General features: G+C 63.1%; 21 protein-coding genes and 1 pseudogene. 14 read left to right on the forward strand and 8 right to left on the reverse strand.

All coding sequences use genetic code 11. The annotated features are described in order from the left end of the window. The 11 genes from ACSQ9I_RS32440 (at nt 1) to ACSQ9I_RS32490 (ending at nt 10403) form a co-directional block, all read left to right on the forward strand. Nucleotides 1–711 carry an ABC transporter ATP-binding protein gene (locus ACSQ9I_RS32440; RefSeq protein ID WP_093111897.1) on the forward strand — a complete coding sequence of 237 codons (711 nt, stop codon included), beginning with the start codon at nt 1–3 and terminating at the stop codon, nt 709–711. A 31-nt stretch (nt 712–742) separates the two neighbouring features. Continuing rightward, nucleotides 743–1702, forward strand: coding sequence for an MBL fold metallo-hydrolase (locus tag ACSQ9I_RS32445; RefSeq protein WP_436316139.1), 960 nt, complete (start codon nt 743–745; stop codon nt 1700–1702). 137 nt (nt 1703–1839) lie between these two features. Further along, entirely contained in the window at nt 1840–3144 is a 1305-nt protein-coding gene (gene hmgA / locus ACSQ9I_RS32450) for a homogentisate 1,2-dioxygenase (protein ID WP_436316140.1), read from the forward strand. Then, entirely contained in the window at nt 3141–4415 is a 1275-nt protein-coding gene (gene fahA, locus ACSQ9I_RS32455; protein ID WP_436316141.1) for a fumarylacetoacetase, read from the forward strand. The genes hmgA and fahA overlap by 4 nt, the downstream gene beginning before the upstream one ends. Then, nucleotides 4412–5071, forward strand: coding sequence for a CoA transferase subunit A (locus ACSQ9I_RS32460; protein WP_436316142.1), 660 nt, complete (start codon nt 4412–4414; stop codon nt 5069–5071). Before fahA ends, ACSQ9I_RS32460 begins: the two co-directional genes overlap by 4 nt. After that, on the forward strand, nt 5068–5709 hold the full coding sequence (locus ACSQ9I_RS32465; protein WP_436316143.1) for a 3-oxoacid CoA-transferase subunit B: 642 nt from the start codon (nt 5068–5070) through the stop codon (nt 5707–5709). The genes ACSQ9I_RS32460 and ACSQ9I_RS32465 overlap by 4 nt, the downstream gene beginning before the upstream one ends. 29 nt (nt 5710–5738) lie before the next feature. Then, entirely contained in the window at nt 5739–6923 is a 1185-nt protein-coding gene (locus tag ACSQ9I_RS32470) for an MFS transporter (protein ID WP_436316144.1), read from the forward strand. A 3-nt stretch (nt 6924–6926) separates the two neighbouring features. Beyond that, entirely contained in the window at nt 6927–7787 is an 861-nt protein-coding gene (locus tag ACSQ9I_RS32475; protein WP_436316145.1) for a DMT family transporter, read from the forward strand. A gap of 75 nt (nt 7788–7862) precedes the next feature. Further along, on the forward strand, nt 7863–9044 hold the full coding sequence (locus tag ACSQ9I_RS32480; protein WP_436316146.1) for an NADH:flavin oxidoreductase/NADH oxidase: 1182 nt from the start codon (nt 7863–7865) through the stop codon (nt 9042–9044). A 5-nt stretch (nt 9045–9049) separates the two neighbouring features. Further along, nucleotides 9050–9745, forward strand: a complete 696-nt coding sequence (locus ACSQ9I_RS32485) for an EthD family reductase (RefSeq protein ID WP_436316148.1) — start codon at nt 9050–9052, stop codon at nt 9743–9745. A gap of 28 nt (nt 9746–9773) precedes the next feature. After that, on the forward strand, nt 9774–10403 hold the full coding sequence (locus ACSQ9I_RS32490) for an EthD domain-containing protein (protein WP_436316149.1): 630 nt from the start codon (nt 9774–9776) through the stop codon (nt 10401–10403). Nucleotides 10404–10652: 249 nt separating this feature from the next. On the opposite strand, the gene ACSQ9I_RS32495 is transcribed toward ACSQ9I_RS32490, so the two are convergent. After that, complete coding sequence (locus ACSQ9I_RS32495; RefSeq protein WP_436316150.1) at nt 10653–11033, reverse strand: hypothetical protein; 381 nt, start codon at nt 11031–11033, stop codon at nt 10653–10655. Nucleotides 11034–11299: 266 nt separating this feature from the next. Beyond that, nucleotides 11300–12193, reverse strand: coding sequence for a LysR substrate-binding domain-containing protein (locus ACSQ9I_RS32500; protein WP_436316151.1), 894 nt, complete (start codon nt 12191–12193; stop codon nt 11300–11302). Between the two features lie 33 nt (nt 12194–12226). Here ACSQ9I_RS32500 and ACSQ9I_RS32505 point away from each other — a divergent pair, with 33 nt between their 5' ends. Continuing rightward, complete coding sequence (locus ACSQ9I_RS32505) at nt 12227–13096, forward strand: hypothetical protein (protein ID WP_436316152.1); 870 nt, start codon at nt 12227–12229, stop codon at nt 13094–13096. Further along, complete coding sequence (locus tag ACSQ9I_RS32510; RefSeq protein WP_436316153.1) at nt 13093–13485, forward strand: carboxymuconolactone decarboxylase family protein; 393 nt, start codon at nt 13093–13095, stop codon at nt 13483–13485. Before ACSQ9I_RS32505 ends, ACSQ9I_RS32510 begins: the two co-directional genes overlap by 4 nt. Before the next feature lie 62 nt (nt 13486–13547). On the opposite strand, the gene ACSQ9I_RS32515 is transcribed toward ACSQ9I_RS32510, so the two are convergent. The 6 genes and pseudogenes from ACSQ9I_RS32515 to ACSQ9I_RS32540 all read right to left on the reverse strand — a co-directional run. Then, nucleotides 13548–14135 (reverse strand): nucleotidyltransferase family protein, encoded by a 588-nt coding sequence (locus ACSQ9I_RS32515; protein WP_436316154.1) that lies wholly within the window; start codon nt 14133–14135, stop codon nt 13548–13550. A 78-nt stretch (nt 14136–14213) separates the two neighbouring features. Continuing rightward, entirely contained in the window at nt 14214–14606 is a 393-nt protein-coding gene (locus ACSQ9I_RS32520) for a hypothetical protein (protein ID WP_436316155.1), read from the reverse strand. Further along, entirely contained in the window at nt 14603–14896 is a 294-nt protein-coding gene (locus ACSQ9I_RS32525) for a type II toxin-antitoxin system Phd/YefM family antitoxin (protein ID WP_436316156.1), read from the reverse strand. The genes ACSQ9I_RS32520 and ACSQ9I_RS32525 overlap by 4 nt, the downstream gene beginning before the upstream one ends. A 266-nt stretch (nt 14897–15162) precedes the next feature. Then, nucleotides 15163–15651: a hypothetical protein gene (locus ACSQ9I_RS32530; protein WP_436316157.1), complete on the reverse strand. Its 489-nt coding sequence runs from the start codon at nt 15649–15651 to the stop codon at nt 15163–15165. 147 nt (nt 15652–15798) lie between these two features. Next, the gene (locus ACSQ9I_RS32535) at nt 15799–16164 is read right to left on the reverse strand and encodes a TetR-like C-terminal domain-containing protein (RefSeq protein WP_436316158.1); all 366 of its coding nucleotides are present in this window, start codon (nt 16162–16164) and stop codon (nt 15799–15801) included. Nucleotides 16165–16591: 427 nt separating this feature from the next. Further along, a pseudogene (locus ACSQ9I_RS32540) lies at nt 16592–16678 on the reverse strand (HAD family hydrolase); the annotation flags it as partial. A gap of 180 nt (nt 16679–16858) precedes the next feature. On the opposite strand from ACSQ9I_RS32540, the gene ACSQ9I_RS32545 reads away from it, so the two are divergent. Continuing rightward, complete coding sequence (locus tag ACSQ9I_RS32545) at nt 16859–17836, forward strand: helix-turn-helix domain-containing protein (RefSeq protein ID WP_436316159.1); 978 nt, start codon at nt 16859–16861, stop codon at nt 17834–17836. Nucleotides 17837–17870 lie beyond the last annotated feature (34 nt).

Below are 17870 nucleotides of genomic sequence, written 5' to 3' on the forward strand. Positions count from 1 at the left end.
ATGCTGAAACTCGAATCAGTCAAGGTCGCCTACGGTGCGATCCAGGCAGTCAAGGGCGTGAGCATCGAAGTGCGCAAGGGCGAAGTGGTGACCATCATCGGCGCCAACGGAGCCGGAAAGAGCACCTTGCTCAAGAGCATCTGCGGGTTGGAGCCCGTCACCGAAGGCCGCATCTTGCTTGATGGCAAGGACATCACGAACGTTGCATCGCATCAACGTGTGGGCCTTGGCGTCGCGATGTCGCCGGAAGGCCGCGGGGTATTCGCCGATCAGACGGTGCGCGAGAACCTGATGCTCGGTGCCTATTCGCGAAGGAATGACCCCGCCGCCACCGCGGCCGCCATCGAACGCGAATTCAAGCGATTCCCGCGGCTGCGTGAGCGCCAGGACCAGTTGTCCGGGACCTTGTCGGGCGGTGAGCAGCAGATGCTGGCCATCGCACGCGCCTTGATGAGCGAGCCGCGCTTGCTGCTGTTGGACGAACCTTCGCTCGGCTTGGCGCCATTGATCATCAAAGACATCTTCAACGCCATTCGCCAACTGCGGGAATCAGGACTGACCATCCTGCTGGTCGAGCAAATGGCCAAGCAAGCGCTTGGCGTGGCCGACCGAGCCTACGTGCTCGAAACAGGACATATCACCTTGGAGGGCACAGGTCGCGCACTCCTCAACGATCCCAAGGTCAAGGCAGCCTATCTCGGCTCGCACTGACCCAATCACCTGTCCACACAAGGAACACCCCATGACCGAAACCAAAAAATTCGCGAGCCAGGCCGACCTGGAAGAGAAGAAAGTCACCTTCAGCCAGATCTCCGAGCACGCCTGGGCGTACACCGCCGAGGGCGACCCGAACACGGGCATCATCATCGGCGACGACGCCGTGTTGGTCGCCGACACACAGGCCACGCCGGCCATGGCGGCCGATGTCATTCGGCGCATTCGCGAAGTGACCGACAAGCCGATCAAGTATGTGGTGCTCACGCACTACCACGCAGTGCGCGTCCTCGGCGCCAGTGCCTATCAGCCTCAGCAAATCATCGCGAGCCAGGACACGTACGACCTCATCGTCGAACGCGGCGAGCAGGACAAGGCGAGCGAGATCGGGCGGTTTCCGCGTCTCTTCAGCAACGTCGAGACGGTGCCGCCCGGCATGACCTGGCCGACGATGACCTTCACCGGCAAGATGACACTCTGGCTGGGCAAGCTCGAAGTGCAACTGCTGCAGCTCGGCCGCGGCCACACCAAGGGCGACACTGTGGTCTGGCTGCCGGGTGAGGGTGCGTTGCTGTCGGGTGACCTGGTCGAATTCGGCGCTACGCCGTATGCAGGCGATGCCTACTTCAAGGATTGGCCGCAGACGCTGAACAACGTCGCCGCACTCAAGCCCAAAGTGCTGGTGCCGGGCCGTGGTGCGGCACTGACGACGCCCGACGAAGTTGCCAAGGGCCTGAACGAGACGCGCGACTTCATCGCCGACGTCTACGCCAACGTGCAGAAGGGCGTCGCCGCGGGCAAGGACTTGAACGCGGTCTACAAGGACACCTTCGCCGCGCTCAAGCCCAAGTACGGCCACTGGGTGATCTTCGATCACTGCATGCCCTTCGACGTCACGCGTTGCTACGACGAAGCGACCCAGTACACAGACCCGCGCATCTGGACCGCGGAACGCGACGTCGAAATGTGGAAGACGCTGGAAGGCTAGCGCCTCCACCGCCAAGAGCAGTCGTCGAAGTCTGTTGTTTGTCTCGCACCGGCGCCGAGCCGGTGCGATGGGACTCGTCACGTCCATACACAGCGGGAGAAAACGACGATCCCCCCGCATACGTCAAGGAGCCAGTCGTGAACGATCGCCTGACCACGGAGCGCCGCTATCAGAGCGGCTTCGGCAACGAATACGCCACCGAGGCTGTGGCCGGCGCGTTGCCGCAGGGCCGCAACAGCCCGCAGCGCGCGCCCTTCGACCTCTATCCCGAGCTGATCTCGGGCACCGCCTTCACCGCGCCGCGCCACGAGAACCGGCGCAGCTGGATGTACCGGCGCCAGCCCTCGGTGGTCTCCGGCCGCTACCAGGCCTATGCGCAGCCGCACTGGCAGACCGGCGCCGACCGCGATATCGCGCTCGCGCCCGAGCCGATGCGCTGGCATCCGCTTCCGCTCGACAACGCCGATGTCGATTTCATCGACGGCATCCATACCTTGGCCGCCAACGGCGACGCCGAGGCGCACAGCGGCGTCGCTGCGCACATCTACCTCGCGAGCCGTTCGATGGAACGCCGCGCTTTCGTCAATGCCGACGGCGAGATGCTGCTGGTGCCGCAGCAAGGCCGCCTCGCGATCACCACCGAGATGGGCGTGCTCGAGGTCAAGCCCGGCGAAATTGCGCTATTGCCGCGCGGCGTGGTGTTCAAGGTTGCCGTGCCCGATGGACCGTCCCGCGGCTACATCTGCGAGAACTACGGCGCGCAGTTTCGCCTGCCCGAGCTGGGCCCGATCGGATCGAATGGGCTCGCGAACGCGCGCGACTTCCAGGCGCCGGTCGCGGCCTTCGAGGACGAGGGCGGTGGCTACGAGCTGGTCAAGAAATTCGGCGGCCGCTTCTGGTCGGCGCCCACGAAGCAGTCTCCCTTCAACGTCGTCGCCTGGCACGGCAACCTGGCGCCGGTGAAGTACGACACCGCCAACTTCATGACCATCGGCTCGATCAGCTTCGACCATCCGGACCCGTCGATCTTCACCGTGCTCACCTCGCCCTCGGACACGCCCGGCACCGCCAACTGCGACTTCGTGATCTTCCCGCCGCGCTGGCTGGTGATGGAAGACACCTTCCGTCCGCCCTGGTACCACCGCAACCTCATGAGCGAGTTCATGGGCCTGGTCTACGGCGAGTACGACGCCAAGCCCGGCGGCTTCAAGCCCGGCGGCGCCAGCCTGCACAACGCGATGGTGCCGCACGGCCCCGACGAGGAAGCCTTCGAGAAGGCGAGCCGTGCCGACCTCAAGCCGCAGAAGCTGGACAACACGCTGGCCTTCATGTTCGAGAGCCGCTTGCGCTTCATCCCCACCGCCTGGGCGCTGCAGAGCTCGGCGCTGGACACCGACTATGCCGACTGCTGGGCCGGCCTCAAGGACCAATTCAAGCCATGAACAACGAACTGAACGCCACCCACGATCCGAAGCTGCGCAGCTGGGTTGCTTCGGCCAACGAGGCCGGCTGCGATTTCCCGATCCAGAACCTGCCTTTCGGCCGCTTCCGGCCTGCAGGCAGCGGCGAGGCCTTTCGCATCGGGGTTGCGATCGGCGACCAGGTGCTCGACTTGAAGGCGACCGGCCTCGTCCATACGGACGACATGAACGTGTTGATGGCGAAGAGCCCGACGGAGCGCCAAACCCTGCGTGCCGCGATCTCCGCCGGCCTGGCCGAAGGCAGCGCGCAGGCGGCCGAGTGGGGCCATTTCCTCTTTGCTCAGTCTGCGGTCGAGATGACGGTGCCTTGCCGCATCGGCGACTACACCGACTTCTACACCAGCATTCACCACGCGACCACCGTCGGCAAACAGTTCCGTCCGGATAACCCGCTGCTTCCGAACTACAAATGGGTGCCGATCGGCTATCACGGGCGTGCCTCGTCCATCGGCGTCAGCGGCCAGCGCTTTAAGCGACCACAGGGACAGACCAAGGCACCGGACGCCAGCGCGCCGAACCTTGGCCCATCGAAGCGCTTGGACTACGAGCTCGAGCTCGGCTGGTTCGTCTCCCAAGGAAATACGCAGGGGGAACCCATCGGCATGGATGCGGCCGAGGCGCACCTGTTCGGCGTGACGCTCTTCAACGATTGGTCGGCGCGCGACATCCAAGGCTGGGAGTACCAGCCTCTGGGTCCGTTCCTCTCAAAGAGCTTCGCCAGCACGGTTTCGCCCTGGCTGGTCACGGCCGAGGCGCTGGCGCCATTTCGCGTGGGCTTCGGGCGTCCGGCGGAAGATCCGCAACCGCTGCCTTACCTGGACTCGGAGACGAACCGCGCGCAGGGCGCGTTCTCCATCGAGCTGGAGGTCCTGCTGCAGACCGCGAGGATGCGCGAAGCGGGTGAGGAGCCTGTTCGGCTCTCTCGGACCAACACCACCCGCGCAGCCTACTGGACGCCAGCCCAGTTGATCGCCCACCACACGGTAAATGGCTGCAATCTGCAGCCGGGCGACCTGCTGGGCTCGGGCACCCTGTCCGGGCCTGCCGCGGACGAAGCAGGCTCGCTGATGGAGCTCACCAGCGGCGGCAAGCAGCCGATCACGCTGCCCAACGGCGAGCAGCGCAGCTTCCTGGAGGACGGCGACGCATTGATCATGCGAGGGTGGTGCGAGCGCGAAGGCGCAGCTCGCATTGGTCTGGGCGAAGTTGTCGGCATCGTCGAAGCAAGATGAAAAAAGCCGTCCCGCTCGAGCAGGCCATCGCGATGATCCCGGAAGGGGCCTCGCTGATGGTGGGCGGGTTCATGGGTGTGGGCTGCCCACCGCGGCTCATCGACGAGTTGATTCGACAGCGGCGTAGTGGGCTCACCCTGATCAGCAACGACACCGCGCGACCCGGGGTTGGCGTTGGCCGGCTCATCGATGCGGGGTTGGTCCGCAAGGTCATCGCCAGCCACATCGGGACCAATGCCGTGACGCAGCGGCTCATGCTGGACGGCTCCGTCGAGGTCGAGCTCGTACCTCAGGGAACCTTGGCGGAAAGAATTCGCGCCGGTGGATTCGGTCTCGGCGGCATCTTGACGCCCACGGGCGTCGGCACCCTGGTCGCAGAGGGCAAGCGCACCCTCGAGGTCGACGACCGAAGCTACCTGCTCGAAACCGCCTTGAAGGCTGATTTCTCCCTGATCAGCGCGAAGCGGGCGGACTACTACGGCAACCTTGAGTACACGCTCACCGCACGCAACTTCAATCCGCTGATGGCCATGGCGGCAACCACGACGATTGCCGAAGCAGAAAGCATCGTGCCCGTCGGAATGATCGCGCCGGATGCGGTGATCACGCCGGGCGTGCTCGTCCATGTCCTGGTGGGAAAGGAGCGCGCCGCATGAACGACAAGGAAGTGATTGCCCGACGGGTCGCGCGCGAGCTCAAAGATGGCGACCGCGTCAACCTCGGCATCGGCCTGCCAACACTGGTTGCCCAGTACCTGCCCCCGACGCTTCACGTATTCTTCCATTCCGAGAACGGCATCATGGGCATGAGCCCGTTGCCCGGTGAGGGATTCGAAGACATCAATCTCACCGACGCAGGGGGACGCCCCGTCGGTGCCTTGCCCGGTGCGTGCGCGTTCGACTCCGCCTTTTCCTTTGGAATGATCCGGGGCGGTCACCTCGACGTCACTGTACTTGGCGGTCTCGAGGTCGATGAACTTGGGCAACTGGCGAACTGGATGGTTCCAGGTTCCATGATTCCCGGCATGGGCGGCGCGATGGATCTGGTGACAGGAGCCCGGCGGGTCATCGTAGCGATGACGCATCGGTCGAAGAATGGCTCCAAGATCGTTCCGCGCTGCAGCCTTCCAATTACTTCGGTGCGCCGCGTCGACCTGGTCGTCACAGAACTCGCAGTGATCCGACCGACGGAGAACGGGCTCGTCCTTCAAGAGACCGCCCCTGGCGTGTCAGTTCGTGAGGTGATCGAGGCGACCGAAGCAAGCCTGATCCTTGCACCAGGTTTGGTGGCATGACAGTGGGCGCCGTACCGAGCGATGCGACCATGAGCATCCGCTCCCTTGATACCCGAACGCTCTGGCTACTCGGAACATGCGCATTCGCAAGCATGGCTTCAATGCGAATCTGTGATGCCATGCTTCCGTCGTTGGCAGCGGAGTTTGCGGCTACGACGGGCCAGGCCGCGCAGACCATTTCCAGCTTCGCTTTGGCCTACGGCATTCTCCAGCTGTTCTACGGGCCGCTTGGGGATCGTTTCGGCAAGGTGCGCCTCATCGGCTTTGCGACGCTGGCGTGCACGATCGGAAGCGCGGCCGCAGCGTTCTCGCCCACTTTGGACTGGCTGGTTGTCAGTCGCATTCTGTCTGGCGTTGCAGCCGCTGGAATCATCCCCTTGACGATGGCGTGGATCGGCGACAGCGTTGCCTACGAAGGTCGTCAGGAAGTGCTGGCCAGACTGCTCGGCGCGACCATGTTTGGAATGATCTGCGGCCAATGGCTGGGCGGGCTCATCGCCGACTTATTGAGCTGGCGAGCGGCGTTCGGGCTGCTCGCGGTGGTCTTCCTGATCAGCGGCACGATGCTTGCCAAGCGTGCTCACGGCCTCACGTTGCCGGTGGCGGGTGACGTGGGTAGCGTGCTTCGTCGAGTTTTGGACGTGCTGGCGAGGCCGTGGGCAAGGACTGTGTTGCTTGTCACCTGCATCGAAGGGGCGCTGGCGTTCAGCGCACTGGCCTTCATTCCCTCTTACCTGTACGCGACCTTCAACCTGTCGATGCCAATGGCAGGCGCCATCGTCGCGCTCTACGGCGTCGGCGGGCTTCTTTACAGCCGCTGCGCCCGCGCATTGTTGCGGCGATTTGGTGAAACCGGCTTGGCGACAACTGGGGGTGTCTGCCTGGGCATCGCATTCGCAACGATCGCATCCGCACCATCTTGGCAGTGGACGCTTCCCGCCTGCCTGCTTGCCGGATTCGGCTTCTATGCCTTGCACAACACGCTGCAGACCCATGCGACCCAAATGGCGCCGACTGTGCGCGGAACGGCAGTCTCTCTGTTCGCGTGTGTTCTGTTCCTTGGACAGTCGCTTGGGGTACTGCTTGCCGCGTGGGTGGTCGACACCTTCGCGTCAACCATGGTCTTTGCATCTTCAGCCATCGGCCTGCTGCTGCTCGGCGGTGCATTTGCATCAATGATCCGACAGCGCGATCGCCAACTGAAAGGGGCCTGATTCATGCCTGATCGCCAAGTAAGTCCAGCTGCGGTGCAGGCGACCTTGATCGGGGCGATGGCCATCTGGGGCCTGAACGTGGCCGCAGTAAAGGTCCTGACAGGGGTATTCGATCCCACCACAGTGGCCGCGCTCCGGATGCTCGTGGCATGCGCCGCTTTGAGCCTGATCGTGCTGGTGAAACGCTGCGGACTCCCGTCGTTGTCGTGGCGGCAGTGCGGGGCGATCGTGGTCTGTGCGGTCCTGATGGTGTACCTCAACCAGATACTGTTTGCGCAGGGCTTGCTGCGATCCACGGCCACCAATGGCGCGCTGATCATGGCATTGAGCCCGCTGGTATCCGCCTTGCTCGCAGCGGTCGCGTTCCGAGAGCGGCTGACTTTGATGCGCCTCGTAGGTGTCCTTCTCGGATTCGCGGGCGTGGCGGCAGCGGTGTTGAGCCATCCCGGAGCCGGTCTTTCGAGCGCAGGCGCCGGAGACTTGATGTTGGTGGCCGCCGTGGTTAGCTTTGCCGCGGGTGGCGCCATCGTCCAGCGCCTGGCCAAGCAGCTCCACCCCTTGACCAACAGCTGGGCGATCTATGTGGTTGGCTCGTTCCTTCTGGCGGTCCACGCCACCCTCGAGTCGCGAGCGATTGGATTCGATGGGCTCTTTCCAGGCTGGCGCCCTTGGGCGTTCATCCTGTTTTCGGGTGTCATGGCGACCGCGCTGTCCAACCTCGTCTGGAACCGCGCCATTGCGCGCATCGGCGTAGCTCGTACTGCCGTCTTCCTTTACTGGGTTCCGGTCTTCGGCGTCGGCTTCGCGGCCGTGTTGCTTGGCGAGCGGCTGAACCTCTGGCATCTCTTCGTTTTTTTTCCGTGATGGGCGGCACCTATCTGGGTACTCGGCAACCCGCGACCGTTCCGGTCGTCGCCCCCTAACTGAACAGGCTTTCCTATGACCACCAGTGAACCACTTCTTTTTCAGCCGATTCAGCTACGCGAGCTGGTTCTGAACAATCGGATCGTCATCTCACCCATGTGCCAGCATGCGGCCGAATCGGGGCGCGCTTCGCCGTGGCACATGGTTCACCTCGGGAAATTCGCCCTTGGTGGCGCAGGGCTGATCCTGACGGAAAGTACCGCTGTCGATCCGCGAGGCCGCATCGGCACGGCGGATCTGGGCCTCTGGGAAGACAGCCAGGTCGAACCGTTGAAGCAGGTGGTTGATTTCGTCCATGCCAACGGCGCAGCAATCGGCGTGCAGTTGGCTCATGCTGGACGCAAGTCGGGAAGCCAGCCGCTGTGGGAAGGAGGCGCGGCGCTGTCCGAACAACGCCTGGCGTCGGATCTGCAGCCCTGGCAGCGTCTCGGGCCAAGTGCGTTGCCCGCAGGACCTGGATGGTCTGCACCGATTGCGCTGGACGCCGCTGGCATCACAGATGTGGTTCAGTCTTTCGTCGATGCGACCGTGCGCGCCGATCAGGCCGGGTTCGATGTGGTTGAGCTCCATTTCGGCCACGGCTATTTGGTCGCAAGCTTCTTGTCGCCCAACTCGAACCACCGCGATGACGAATGGGGCGGCAGCCTCGAAGGGCGCATGCGTCTGGCCCTCGAGATCGCGCGCAAGGTTCGTGCGGCCTGGCCAGCGGGCAAGCCGCTGTTCTGCCGGCTGTCGGCGGTAGACGGCAGTGTGGACGGGTGGAGTCTTGAGGACTCCATCGTCCTGTCGCGCGAGCTTGCCGACTGCGGCGTCGATGTAATTGACTGCTCGTCCGGTGGACTGACAGAAGAAACGCGCGCGCTGCCGGTCCCGCGAGGACTCGGATTTCAGGTGCCGTTCTCGGAGCGGATCCGCCAGGAGGCGCAGATCAAGACGCAAGCCGTCGGAATGATCGTCGATGCGCATCAGGCAGAAGAAGTGCTAGCTGACGGGAAGGCCGACCTGATCGCCCTGGGTCGCGAAGCTCTCTTCGATCCGTACTGGCCGCATCACGCCGCCATCACCTTGGGGGTCGACCCCGCATACAAGCGCTGGCCAATCCGGCACGGCGTCTGGCTTGCAAAACGCGCTCCGGGCCTCGCACGTGCTCGTGCACAGGCTGCAGCCGAACTCATTGAACCGACCAACCAGGAGTGAATGACATGAACGTAAGAATGGGCCTGATCCGCAAGAAGTCCGATTGGTCGACGGAAGAATTCAGCGAATACTGGCGTGGCCACCATGGAGAGCTCGCCAAGAGAGCGCCCGGCTTGCGGGGGTACTGGCAAAACCCGGTGACCGAGCGCTTGCAGCGGGGCATTGATTTCCCGCGCGGACCGTGGGACTTCGACGGCTTCTCGCAATTGTGGTTCGATGATGTGGGCAAGGCGAACCACGCGTTCAACGACAGTGAGCTCGCTGCAGCCCTCATCGCAGACGAAAGCCACTTCCTCGGCGGACTGCACATTGTGACCGCCGAGCAGCGTGTGGTCATCGAGTTGCCGGAGCCGCAGGCGCGCGCTCGGCTACTGAAGCGCATGTCGATCTTGAAGCGTCGTCCTGATCTCAGCGAGGAGGACTTTCGACGCGAATGGAAGGTCCACGGCGACCTGGTCCGCAAGATGCCAGGCGTCAGCGCTTACAGGCAGAACGTCGTGATCGCCCGTGAATTGGTGAAGGGGCAATCATGTGACTACGACGATTTTCCGATCGACGGTATCGTCGAGCTTTGGTTCGAGGATGCCGCGACGCTGGAAGCAGCGTTCGGCTCCGAAGCTGGGAAAGTGACGATGGCACACGCGAAGACGTTCTTGGCCGAGATCACGGCATTCGTAGTAGCCGAGCGACAAGTTCTGTAACTCCGAAAGGCCCGGAATGATGAAGAGGATGACGCTCCTTGCTAAGAAGGAAGGGACGGCTACGTGCGACTTCAGGGCGTACTGGGCGGGCCCCCATGCCAAGCTCGCGCTCGGCATGGAGGGCATCACCAGGTACACCCACAACCGCGTGGACAAAGTGCTGTGGACGAGCGACGGCGAGCCTGCTTTCGACGTGGACGGGATCGTGGAACTTTTCTTCTCTGATGCAGACGCCATGCGCCTGGCCCAAGCGTCCGCGGTCGGTCAGAAATACATCCCTACCGACGAGCCGATCTTTCTTAAGGGCTGGACCTTGTGCGTGGTCGAGACCGACGGAGATGAGCCCACCGAACAGCCTGTCAAAGTCCTCATCCCGTTTCATGCGCAGGCGAAGACTCGTGACACGCTCTGGCGCGAACTGCGACAGGCGGCGGCAGCCACTGGGAGCAAGATCGCGTTGAACTGGACGGTCTCGACGGCTCGTCGCGAGCGACTGTGGGCGGAGCCGTATCCCCCGACCGGCTTCATCTGCGTCTGGCTCGACAGCGTCGCGGGGGCCCATGAGGCGTTCGAGCCTTCGTCCGAGCTACGCCGCGTCGTCCAGACGCATACGAGTGACGGAGTCGCCTATCTCATCGATCAACTTCACATCAGGTAATCCCTCGCCTCCGCGTCGTGAGCTGAGCCGGCGAGGCCGGCGCGGCATTTCTCAAGTCGACCGTCGGCAACAATCTGGGCCGCGAACTGCGCCCGGTGGCCTGACGCGAACTGCTCAATTCGATGGTGCGAAAGCGCCCTGAGAATACGGCTGCATGGTCAGCAATCCGGGCGCAAGCGGACGGTCGGCCGTGCCCGGCGAAGGTCCGGTGATGGCCGACGGCCGTCAGCCAGGAACAAAGTATGCGTTCTAGTCGCACTGCGCCTCAAAGACAAGGGGAGCATCGCACGACAACGCCCATATTGCCAACTGCTTCCCCATTTCATTCAGCGCCGCTACTTCGATGGGTAGGGAGAAGTCAAACTTGGACGTGATCACGGGCGCGCCTGCTCTACTCGATGCGAACTGAAAGGCGCAGTGACCGACAGAGTCAAGAACGTATGCGCGGAGCCGCAGCCAGTTCAAGGCGTGCGGTTCTGTTGAACCTACTTCGAGGACGGCATCCTCGGACACGGCCCCGGAAAACTCTCTCAGCCGCTCAGCGAAAAGCGCAACGCTGTCCGGATAGACGTAGACCACCTCCCATGCCGCATAGCCACCGCCCGTGACCGTCAGGCGGAGCTCGAGCATCGAATCCTCGTCTCTCCAGAGAGGCTCAACTGTCAGTCGAAAGGAGTTCATTTCGGAGATACGATTCGCGGGATTGGGCCGGTCATCTAGTGCATTCGGAGGTGGCTCCCGAATGTCCGGAAGTGGCATTCTGCCGTAGAGCGCTGGCCTCGATGCGAAGTCCGGACGTCCAAGTGCGAACGCCAGTGCTCTCGAAGCGACAAGTTGGTCTCGGGGCTGTTGTCAATCCTCGAACTTGGCCAGAAGGCCCATGGCGCCCTTGGGGGCTAGTGCGAGGCGTCAGTTACCCCTGCCACTACGGTCAGCATGTCGCGCATTGCTTGCCGGTCCCTGAGCGTAGCCAGCCCGATGCCGACAGCCAGTTCGTCGCCCTCGACTAGAGACCGGTAGGCAACGCCCGCCCGTCTCAATCCAGTGAACGATTTTGGCAGTAGGGCCACACCACGTCCACTAGCCACTTCACCCAACAGAACGTGGTGGTCGGTCGGTTCCCTCAGCTTTGGCGGGGCAAAGCCATGGCGCGAGAAGACCTTCTGGCAGTGGTCGTAAAACGCGGGCTGCCGCGCGCGCTCGAACCAAAAGACCGATTCACGCGCCAGGTCCGCGAGACGAACCGCCTTGCGCTTCGCCAACTGATGGGAAGACTGCATCGCGACCACCATCGGCAGGCGGTCGAGTTCCAAGACATCCAACCCATGTGCATCTGTAGGGAGTGCTACGAACGCCGCATCCAATTTGCCGGCGCGAAGCTGGCGTACAAGCCTCGGCGAGGTGTCGGAAAAGGTTGACACGGCCGTTCCGGGATGAGTTGCTTGCACTCGTTGTGCCAGCCCACGGAACCAGGTCGGCTCCACTGCGCTAGTCAGGCCTAGCCGAAGCGTGGCCGGCAAGCCCTGGGTCGCGAGCTCCGCTTCGGCGTCGCGAAGCAACTTCCCGATGCTGCGCGCATAGGGCAGCAGTCTGTGCCCAGCGTCGGTGAGGTTCACGCCCTTCGTGTTGCGGTCGAACAGCCGTGTTCCCAACCGCTCCTCGAGTTCTCGAATCGCCCGGCTCAGCGGCGGCTGCGACAGGTGCAATGTCTCGGCCGCCTGACGAAAGCTCAGCGCATCCGCGACGGCAAGGAAGAACGCGAGTGAGCGGGAATCCAGGCGGGTTGACATATCAAAAAGGTATCACGAACTTGGTCATTCCGCATGCTGCAGGTCATCTCTACAGTGACCTACGTCAACTTCTTGGAGGACTTCATGACCCTTTCTCGCAACGTCGCGGCGGCCGGCCTCGCCGCCCTCGCCGCGATATCTGCTATCGCCGGGCAGCCAGTGAAACCATGGAGCGCCGAATCCATACCAGGTACGTTCTCAGCGCCGACCGGCCTCGCGTATGACGCAAGCGGCAGCCTGTACATCACCGAATGGTCGGCCCATCGGGTGACCCACATCGACAAGACTGGCGCGAGAAAGGTCGTAACCGACCTGGTCCGTTCGCCCTCGGGCATCGCAGTTGGGCGCGACGGCGTCGTCTACGTGTCGTCCTACTCGGACGGAGTGGTCCATCGCCTGTCCGCCGACGGCAGACCCCAGGTGTTTGTACGCGGTTTGCGCACTCCGGCAGGTCTCTCCATAGGCAGGGATGGCAACCTGCTCATTGCCGACCGGGGCCTCAATCAGGTCTTGCGGGCGGACGCATCTGGCACGACTCGAGTATTGGCGGATGGGCTTCCGACACCCGTCGGTGCAGTCGAGCTCGCTGATGGGACGCTGGTCGTTTCGAACTTTGCCGGCAGCGTTGTCGAGGTTCGGCCCGACGGCACGCAGAGTGAGCTGACTAGAAAACTCGGTGCACCAGCGGTCGGCATCGTGGCGGATGGGGCCGACGCAGTACTGGTGTCCGACTATGCAGGCACTTCGGTATGGCGCGTGACCCGCAGCGGCTCAGCCTCGACAGTGATTCAAGACCTCCGAAGCCCTGTGGCCATGGCCCGGTCCGCCGACGGCTCGGAAGTCGCCGTGGGCAACTGGGGCGACGGCACTGTGCGGCGGTACCGCAAAGGAGATGGTCAATGAGCTCCGAACGTTACGAACGCGGTTCGCGCATGTTGACTGCCGTGGATGGCCCTGCGGGCCTGGCGGTGGTCGAAGGGCTCGCGAAGTCGTTCCCGGACTTCGCGCGCTATGTGCTTGAATTCCCGTTTGGCGACATCTACGCACGGAACGGGCTGGGCTTGCGTGAACGCGAACTGGCGACGGTGGCAGCGTTGTGCGCACTTGGCCATGCGATGCCCCAACTGCGTGTGCACGTGCATGCTGCATTGCACGTCGGCTGCAAACCGGAGGAGGTGGTCGAGGTGGTGATGCAGATGGCGGTCTATGCGGGATTTCCGGCGGCGCTGAACGGACTGTCCGTCGTGCGGGAGGTTTTCGCAGAGACAGGAATTCAGCTCCCACTGGCCTGAGGGCACACCGTCGGACGAACGACCGATCCTGGCCGGTGACGGCTGTTGGGCGAATTCTGCTTTCAGCATTCTTCTATCGAGAGCAACGGCCACCGCTCGCCGAACCGCTTTGATTGAACTCGCTGCCGGTACGTAGCGGCGCTCGCTCTGAGCGGGTTGTGCCGAACGAGCAGTTCGAACAGGTCGTCGAGCCCGTGTGGAGCCACGACCCCAATCGATTCCTCATCATTCAGGTTGACGCCCACGCATGTGGCGAACTCCGGCCAGGTGCCCACGCCTTCTTCGAGGGACCGAACCGGCGGTACCACCTGACCGAAATTGTTGGCGAACCAGTCGTGGACCGTGGCTTGGTTCGTGACCTCCCAACGCAACGCCGGCATCGCCTCGCGGAGGCGACGTTCAAGGTCCGCGTCCTGCCCGGGACCGTCTGCCGCGTCGTCGAAGTAGACGACGTCGACGTCTTCAATCGCTGAAGGCCGTTCATAGCCATGGAGCGCGTCCCACACGAGCGAACGCACGGCGCCGGCACCGATGCACCAAGAGTTCAAACCAAGTGAGCGCACCACCCTCAATGCCGCCATCAAGCTGCTCGACGAGCGCACCATGGCGACAAGCCGTGCCCCGAGTTCAGGCTGAGAGTGGAGGTTCATGGTTTGTGGCGAAGGCAGAAGCTGTCCGCGACCGTCGGCTTTTGGCCGACTGCTGGCGGTCAGGTCTTTCAGTGATCGTCAGGTGGATGGCTTGGGCAATCCGTAACCCAACTGACGCTCGTGCCGTATTGAAAGCAACACCACTTCTCCCTCGGAATGAGCGTAGAGCACTACGTGACGAGCCAGCACCAGCTCCCGCAACTCGGGCTGGCCAAGTGATCGGGCAATTTGCCTTGCCTGCTCAGCTTGAAACTGCCCCCAGCCCGACTTGGCATCAAGGAATCGAGCAGGTCGCCCGCTTGTGGGTGCGAACGAAAGAAGTGCCCGCGCTTTGACCACTTCAGCCTGCAATTTCTTGAAGCGCACCGACGCAGAAGTGGCGTCCTGTTCCTCCATGAAGCTACGTGCAGCGTGCAGGCACACCAAAAAGTTCGGAACCGCCCGAACGTTTGCGTTGACGGGAATGCTCACGGCGACGATGCGGCGCCGAGTGCCTGGTCCAGTTCCTCGTCAGACACGAACTGTCCTGCCAAGGCCTGTCGCAGGCCGGTGATGGCGTCTTCAGCCAGCACGAGGCTGGCGTGCTCCGCTTCGAGGGCATGGTAGTAGTCCAGCCGGCGTGCATCGACCAAGGCAACGTAGCTCGCCCCGTTCTTGGTCAGCACCTTCTCTGAGCCGCTGCCGACCACGTCTTCGGCGAGCTCGGTGAGCCGGGCGCGCGCTTCGCTGATGGGGACAATGTCTGATGCTCTCAATGACATGTTGCAGTATACGTTAAGATTTGCGTTAATGCCAGTCTAGCAGCCAAACTTGTACCCCGCAATCGCCGCCGGAGATGTTCGGCCCTGCGAAAGTCCGCAGTTGGCCGTCTCCGGCTGCTTGGCGGCATTCTGCCGTTCCCGCAATGGCCGCGGAGCCTCGCACCCGCGCGCCCTCACGGCATCGCTCAGCGCAGCAAAAACTCCGCCTGACGGCCGGTGCCTCCTCCCCGCACCAAGAGGGCGCGAGTGGAACCAGCGCGATCGATTCATTGCCGTTTCCAGACCCTCGTCTCGATCGGCTTGATGTCGTAGTCGCCACCTTGCGCCTGTTTGGTCACCTCCGGCGACAGGTAGACGGGAAAGCTATGCGTCGCGCCAGCGGGGATGTTGTCGACGCCGGCCACCCAGAGAGGCTCGATAGCGATCACCTTGCCGGCCTCGTCTTTCACAGCGACGCTCACTCGCACACCGCAGGCAATGGCATTGTTGTTGCGCACCGCGCCCGTGACGATCATGCGTCCGCCCTCGACGCGCGCACTGCGGCTCTCAATTTCGAAGCCGCCTGCGCTGCACGTCGGAAGGTCGTCTTGCGTAAAGACAGATTTGATCAACGACCAGCCACTAGTAAAGAAAGTAGCAGCAACCGCGAGTAGTGCCGCCGCTCCCACGCCGACGACGGCAATGGCCTTCATCAGCTTCACGGCGAGAACGCGCCCAGCATCAATGCGGTCTTGGCATTCTTGAACATAGTGCATCCTCCCAAGTTGTAGGCGCAGACATGAGGCTCAAACGAGCGCCAACTCTATCGGCTCGCCCTGGCGTCTCCCGAGAAAGCCGAAGGCCGTCGATCTCGGCTCAAGGCGGTGATTGTCAACGGGATGCAAAAGACCGGTTGTGGCCGTTCACGGTACTACCGTGATGCCTTGAAACTTCATGGCGGCAACGAAGTTCTCGCGCATTTTGGCTTGCTTCTTGGGCGGATTGGTCATCCGCAGGTTGTCCCAGTGGCTGAAAGCGTCCTTCGCGATTGCCATCATCCCGTCATCACTGCCGACGATCTCCCAGGCATTCTGCCGATCCGCCATGATCGTCGCCAGGCCGTGGCAAGCGGTCCACGCCGCCAGCGCGGCCGGTCGCACGCGCGTGAGCGGTACGCCGCGGTCGCTCAGGTAGTCGCCCACGCAAGTTTCCAGAATGCCATAGGACCGCGTGGCCGCCTGCTCGAGTTCCGGAAACTGCGCCTTGTTCGGGATGTCGGGCCCGTACATCACGCGAAAAAGCGCGGGGTGTGCAATTGAAAAGCGCAGATGGCCAGCATCACGCTCAACAGCCGCTGCCGTGGTTCCTTGAGGCTGCGCAGCGCCAGGATTCGCTGCTCGAACATCATCCGGAAGCCCTGTGCCGCGATGGCCGCCAAGTAGCCCAGCTTACCCTCGAAATGGTGGGGGGGGCGGTCTGCGACACGCCGACGTCGCGCGCGGCCTGCCTCAGGCTGAGCGCGGCAAAGCCCTGCGTGTTCAGGATCTCGATACCGCGCATGACCAGCGCGTCATGCAGGTTGCCGTGGTGGTAGGAACTGCGCGGCGATTCTTCGCGTTGCGCATCCGGCGATTCGTGCTGAACCGGCGCATCCTTGGCGGGTGGTGGCGTCTTGACCTTGGGCATGGGCATGAAAGCATATCGCAAGCATCGCAGGCGGCTGCGGGCGCAGGCGAAGTAGCGCGCATCGGGCTTCTCGCACAACGCGTCGTCGCAGGAGAGCAGCATGTCGAAAGCGCCCAGTTCCGACGAGGCCAGAGCAAAAGCAGCCGATGTATCCGCACCGGAGCTCCACGTGTGCACTGTCGGTCAATCTATTGAGCCGCGTGATGGAATAATGACGGCGCTCCTTACTCGTTTCTACCGACTCGACGTAAGAACAGCCGACATAGACTGCCCCGTCCTCAATTTCTGGGGGTCACCATGCACAATACCCATTGGTCAACAAACCGCGTGTTCGTCTGCGAGCGTGCCGCCGCATGGAGCAGCATCAACACGCGGTACTTTGGGCGTCTGAAGGTGTCCAGCCTGGATGAAGAGCCGCTCGATGCATCACTCGATAGTTACGAAGTCGGCGCCCTGCGCATGTTCAGCATTACCGCGCCGGCCCACCACGTGGCGCGCGACAACACTTGCGGTGAGCTCCCGACGGACGAGTTCTACAAGCTGGTGCTGCAGGTCTCCGGCAGCGGCATCGTCGAGCAACAGCAGCGCCGCGTGGAGCTTTCGCCGGGGCAGTGGATCCTTTACGACCCCCGCGCGCCGTACTCGATCACCAACAGGGAGCGCTGCACGCTGCTGGTGACTCAGGTGCCGCGTGTGCTTCTTTCAGGGCTGAAGCTGTCCGGCCCCCTGGCGGGCCAGACTGGCCACGACAATGCGGCAGGCCTGCATGGCGTATTCGGCACCTACCTGCGCGCGCTGAGTGAGCAATTGCCCGGCCTGCCAGACGGCGTCGGCCAGGCGATCAGCGAGTCTGTCATGGGGCTTCTCGGCTCAACTCTGGCCGAGAGCTTCCGACGGATCGGCGAGCCGGTGCCCCTGCCTTCTGTTCTGAAGCTGCGTGCGCGGCAGTACATTCACGCCCACCTTTGTGAGCCAGACCTGAGCATCCAGGGCATCGCCGATGCGTTGCGTTGTTCCAAGCGCTACCTGCACCGGGTCTTCGAAGACGATCCAATGGGCCTGGAGCGGCAAATCTGGAATGCGAGGCTCGAGCGCTGCCATGCAGCACTCATGCACGAGTGCAACGGTGGCCGATCCGCTGCGCAAATCGCCTACGCGTGGGGGTTCAAGAGCAGCGCCCACTTCTGCCGCCTCTTCAAGCAGCAATACGGCATGACACCGGGCGAATGCCAGCGCCTGGCCCTCGCTTCACGTCGCACTGCGGTTCTACAGTAAGCGACGCTCCCGCAGCGCGCCGCGAATCGAACCA

This window comes from Variovorax sp. LjRoot84 (assembly GCF_964254305.1).
In the GTDB taxonomy this organism is placed as follows: Bacteria; Pseudomonadota; Gammaproteobacteria; order Burkholderiales; family Burkholderiaceae_C; genus Variovorax.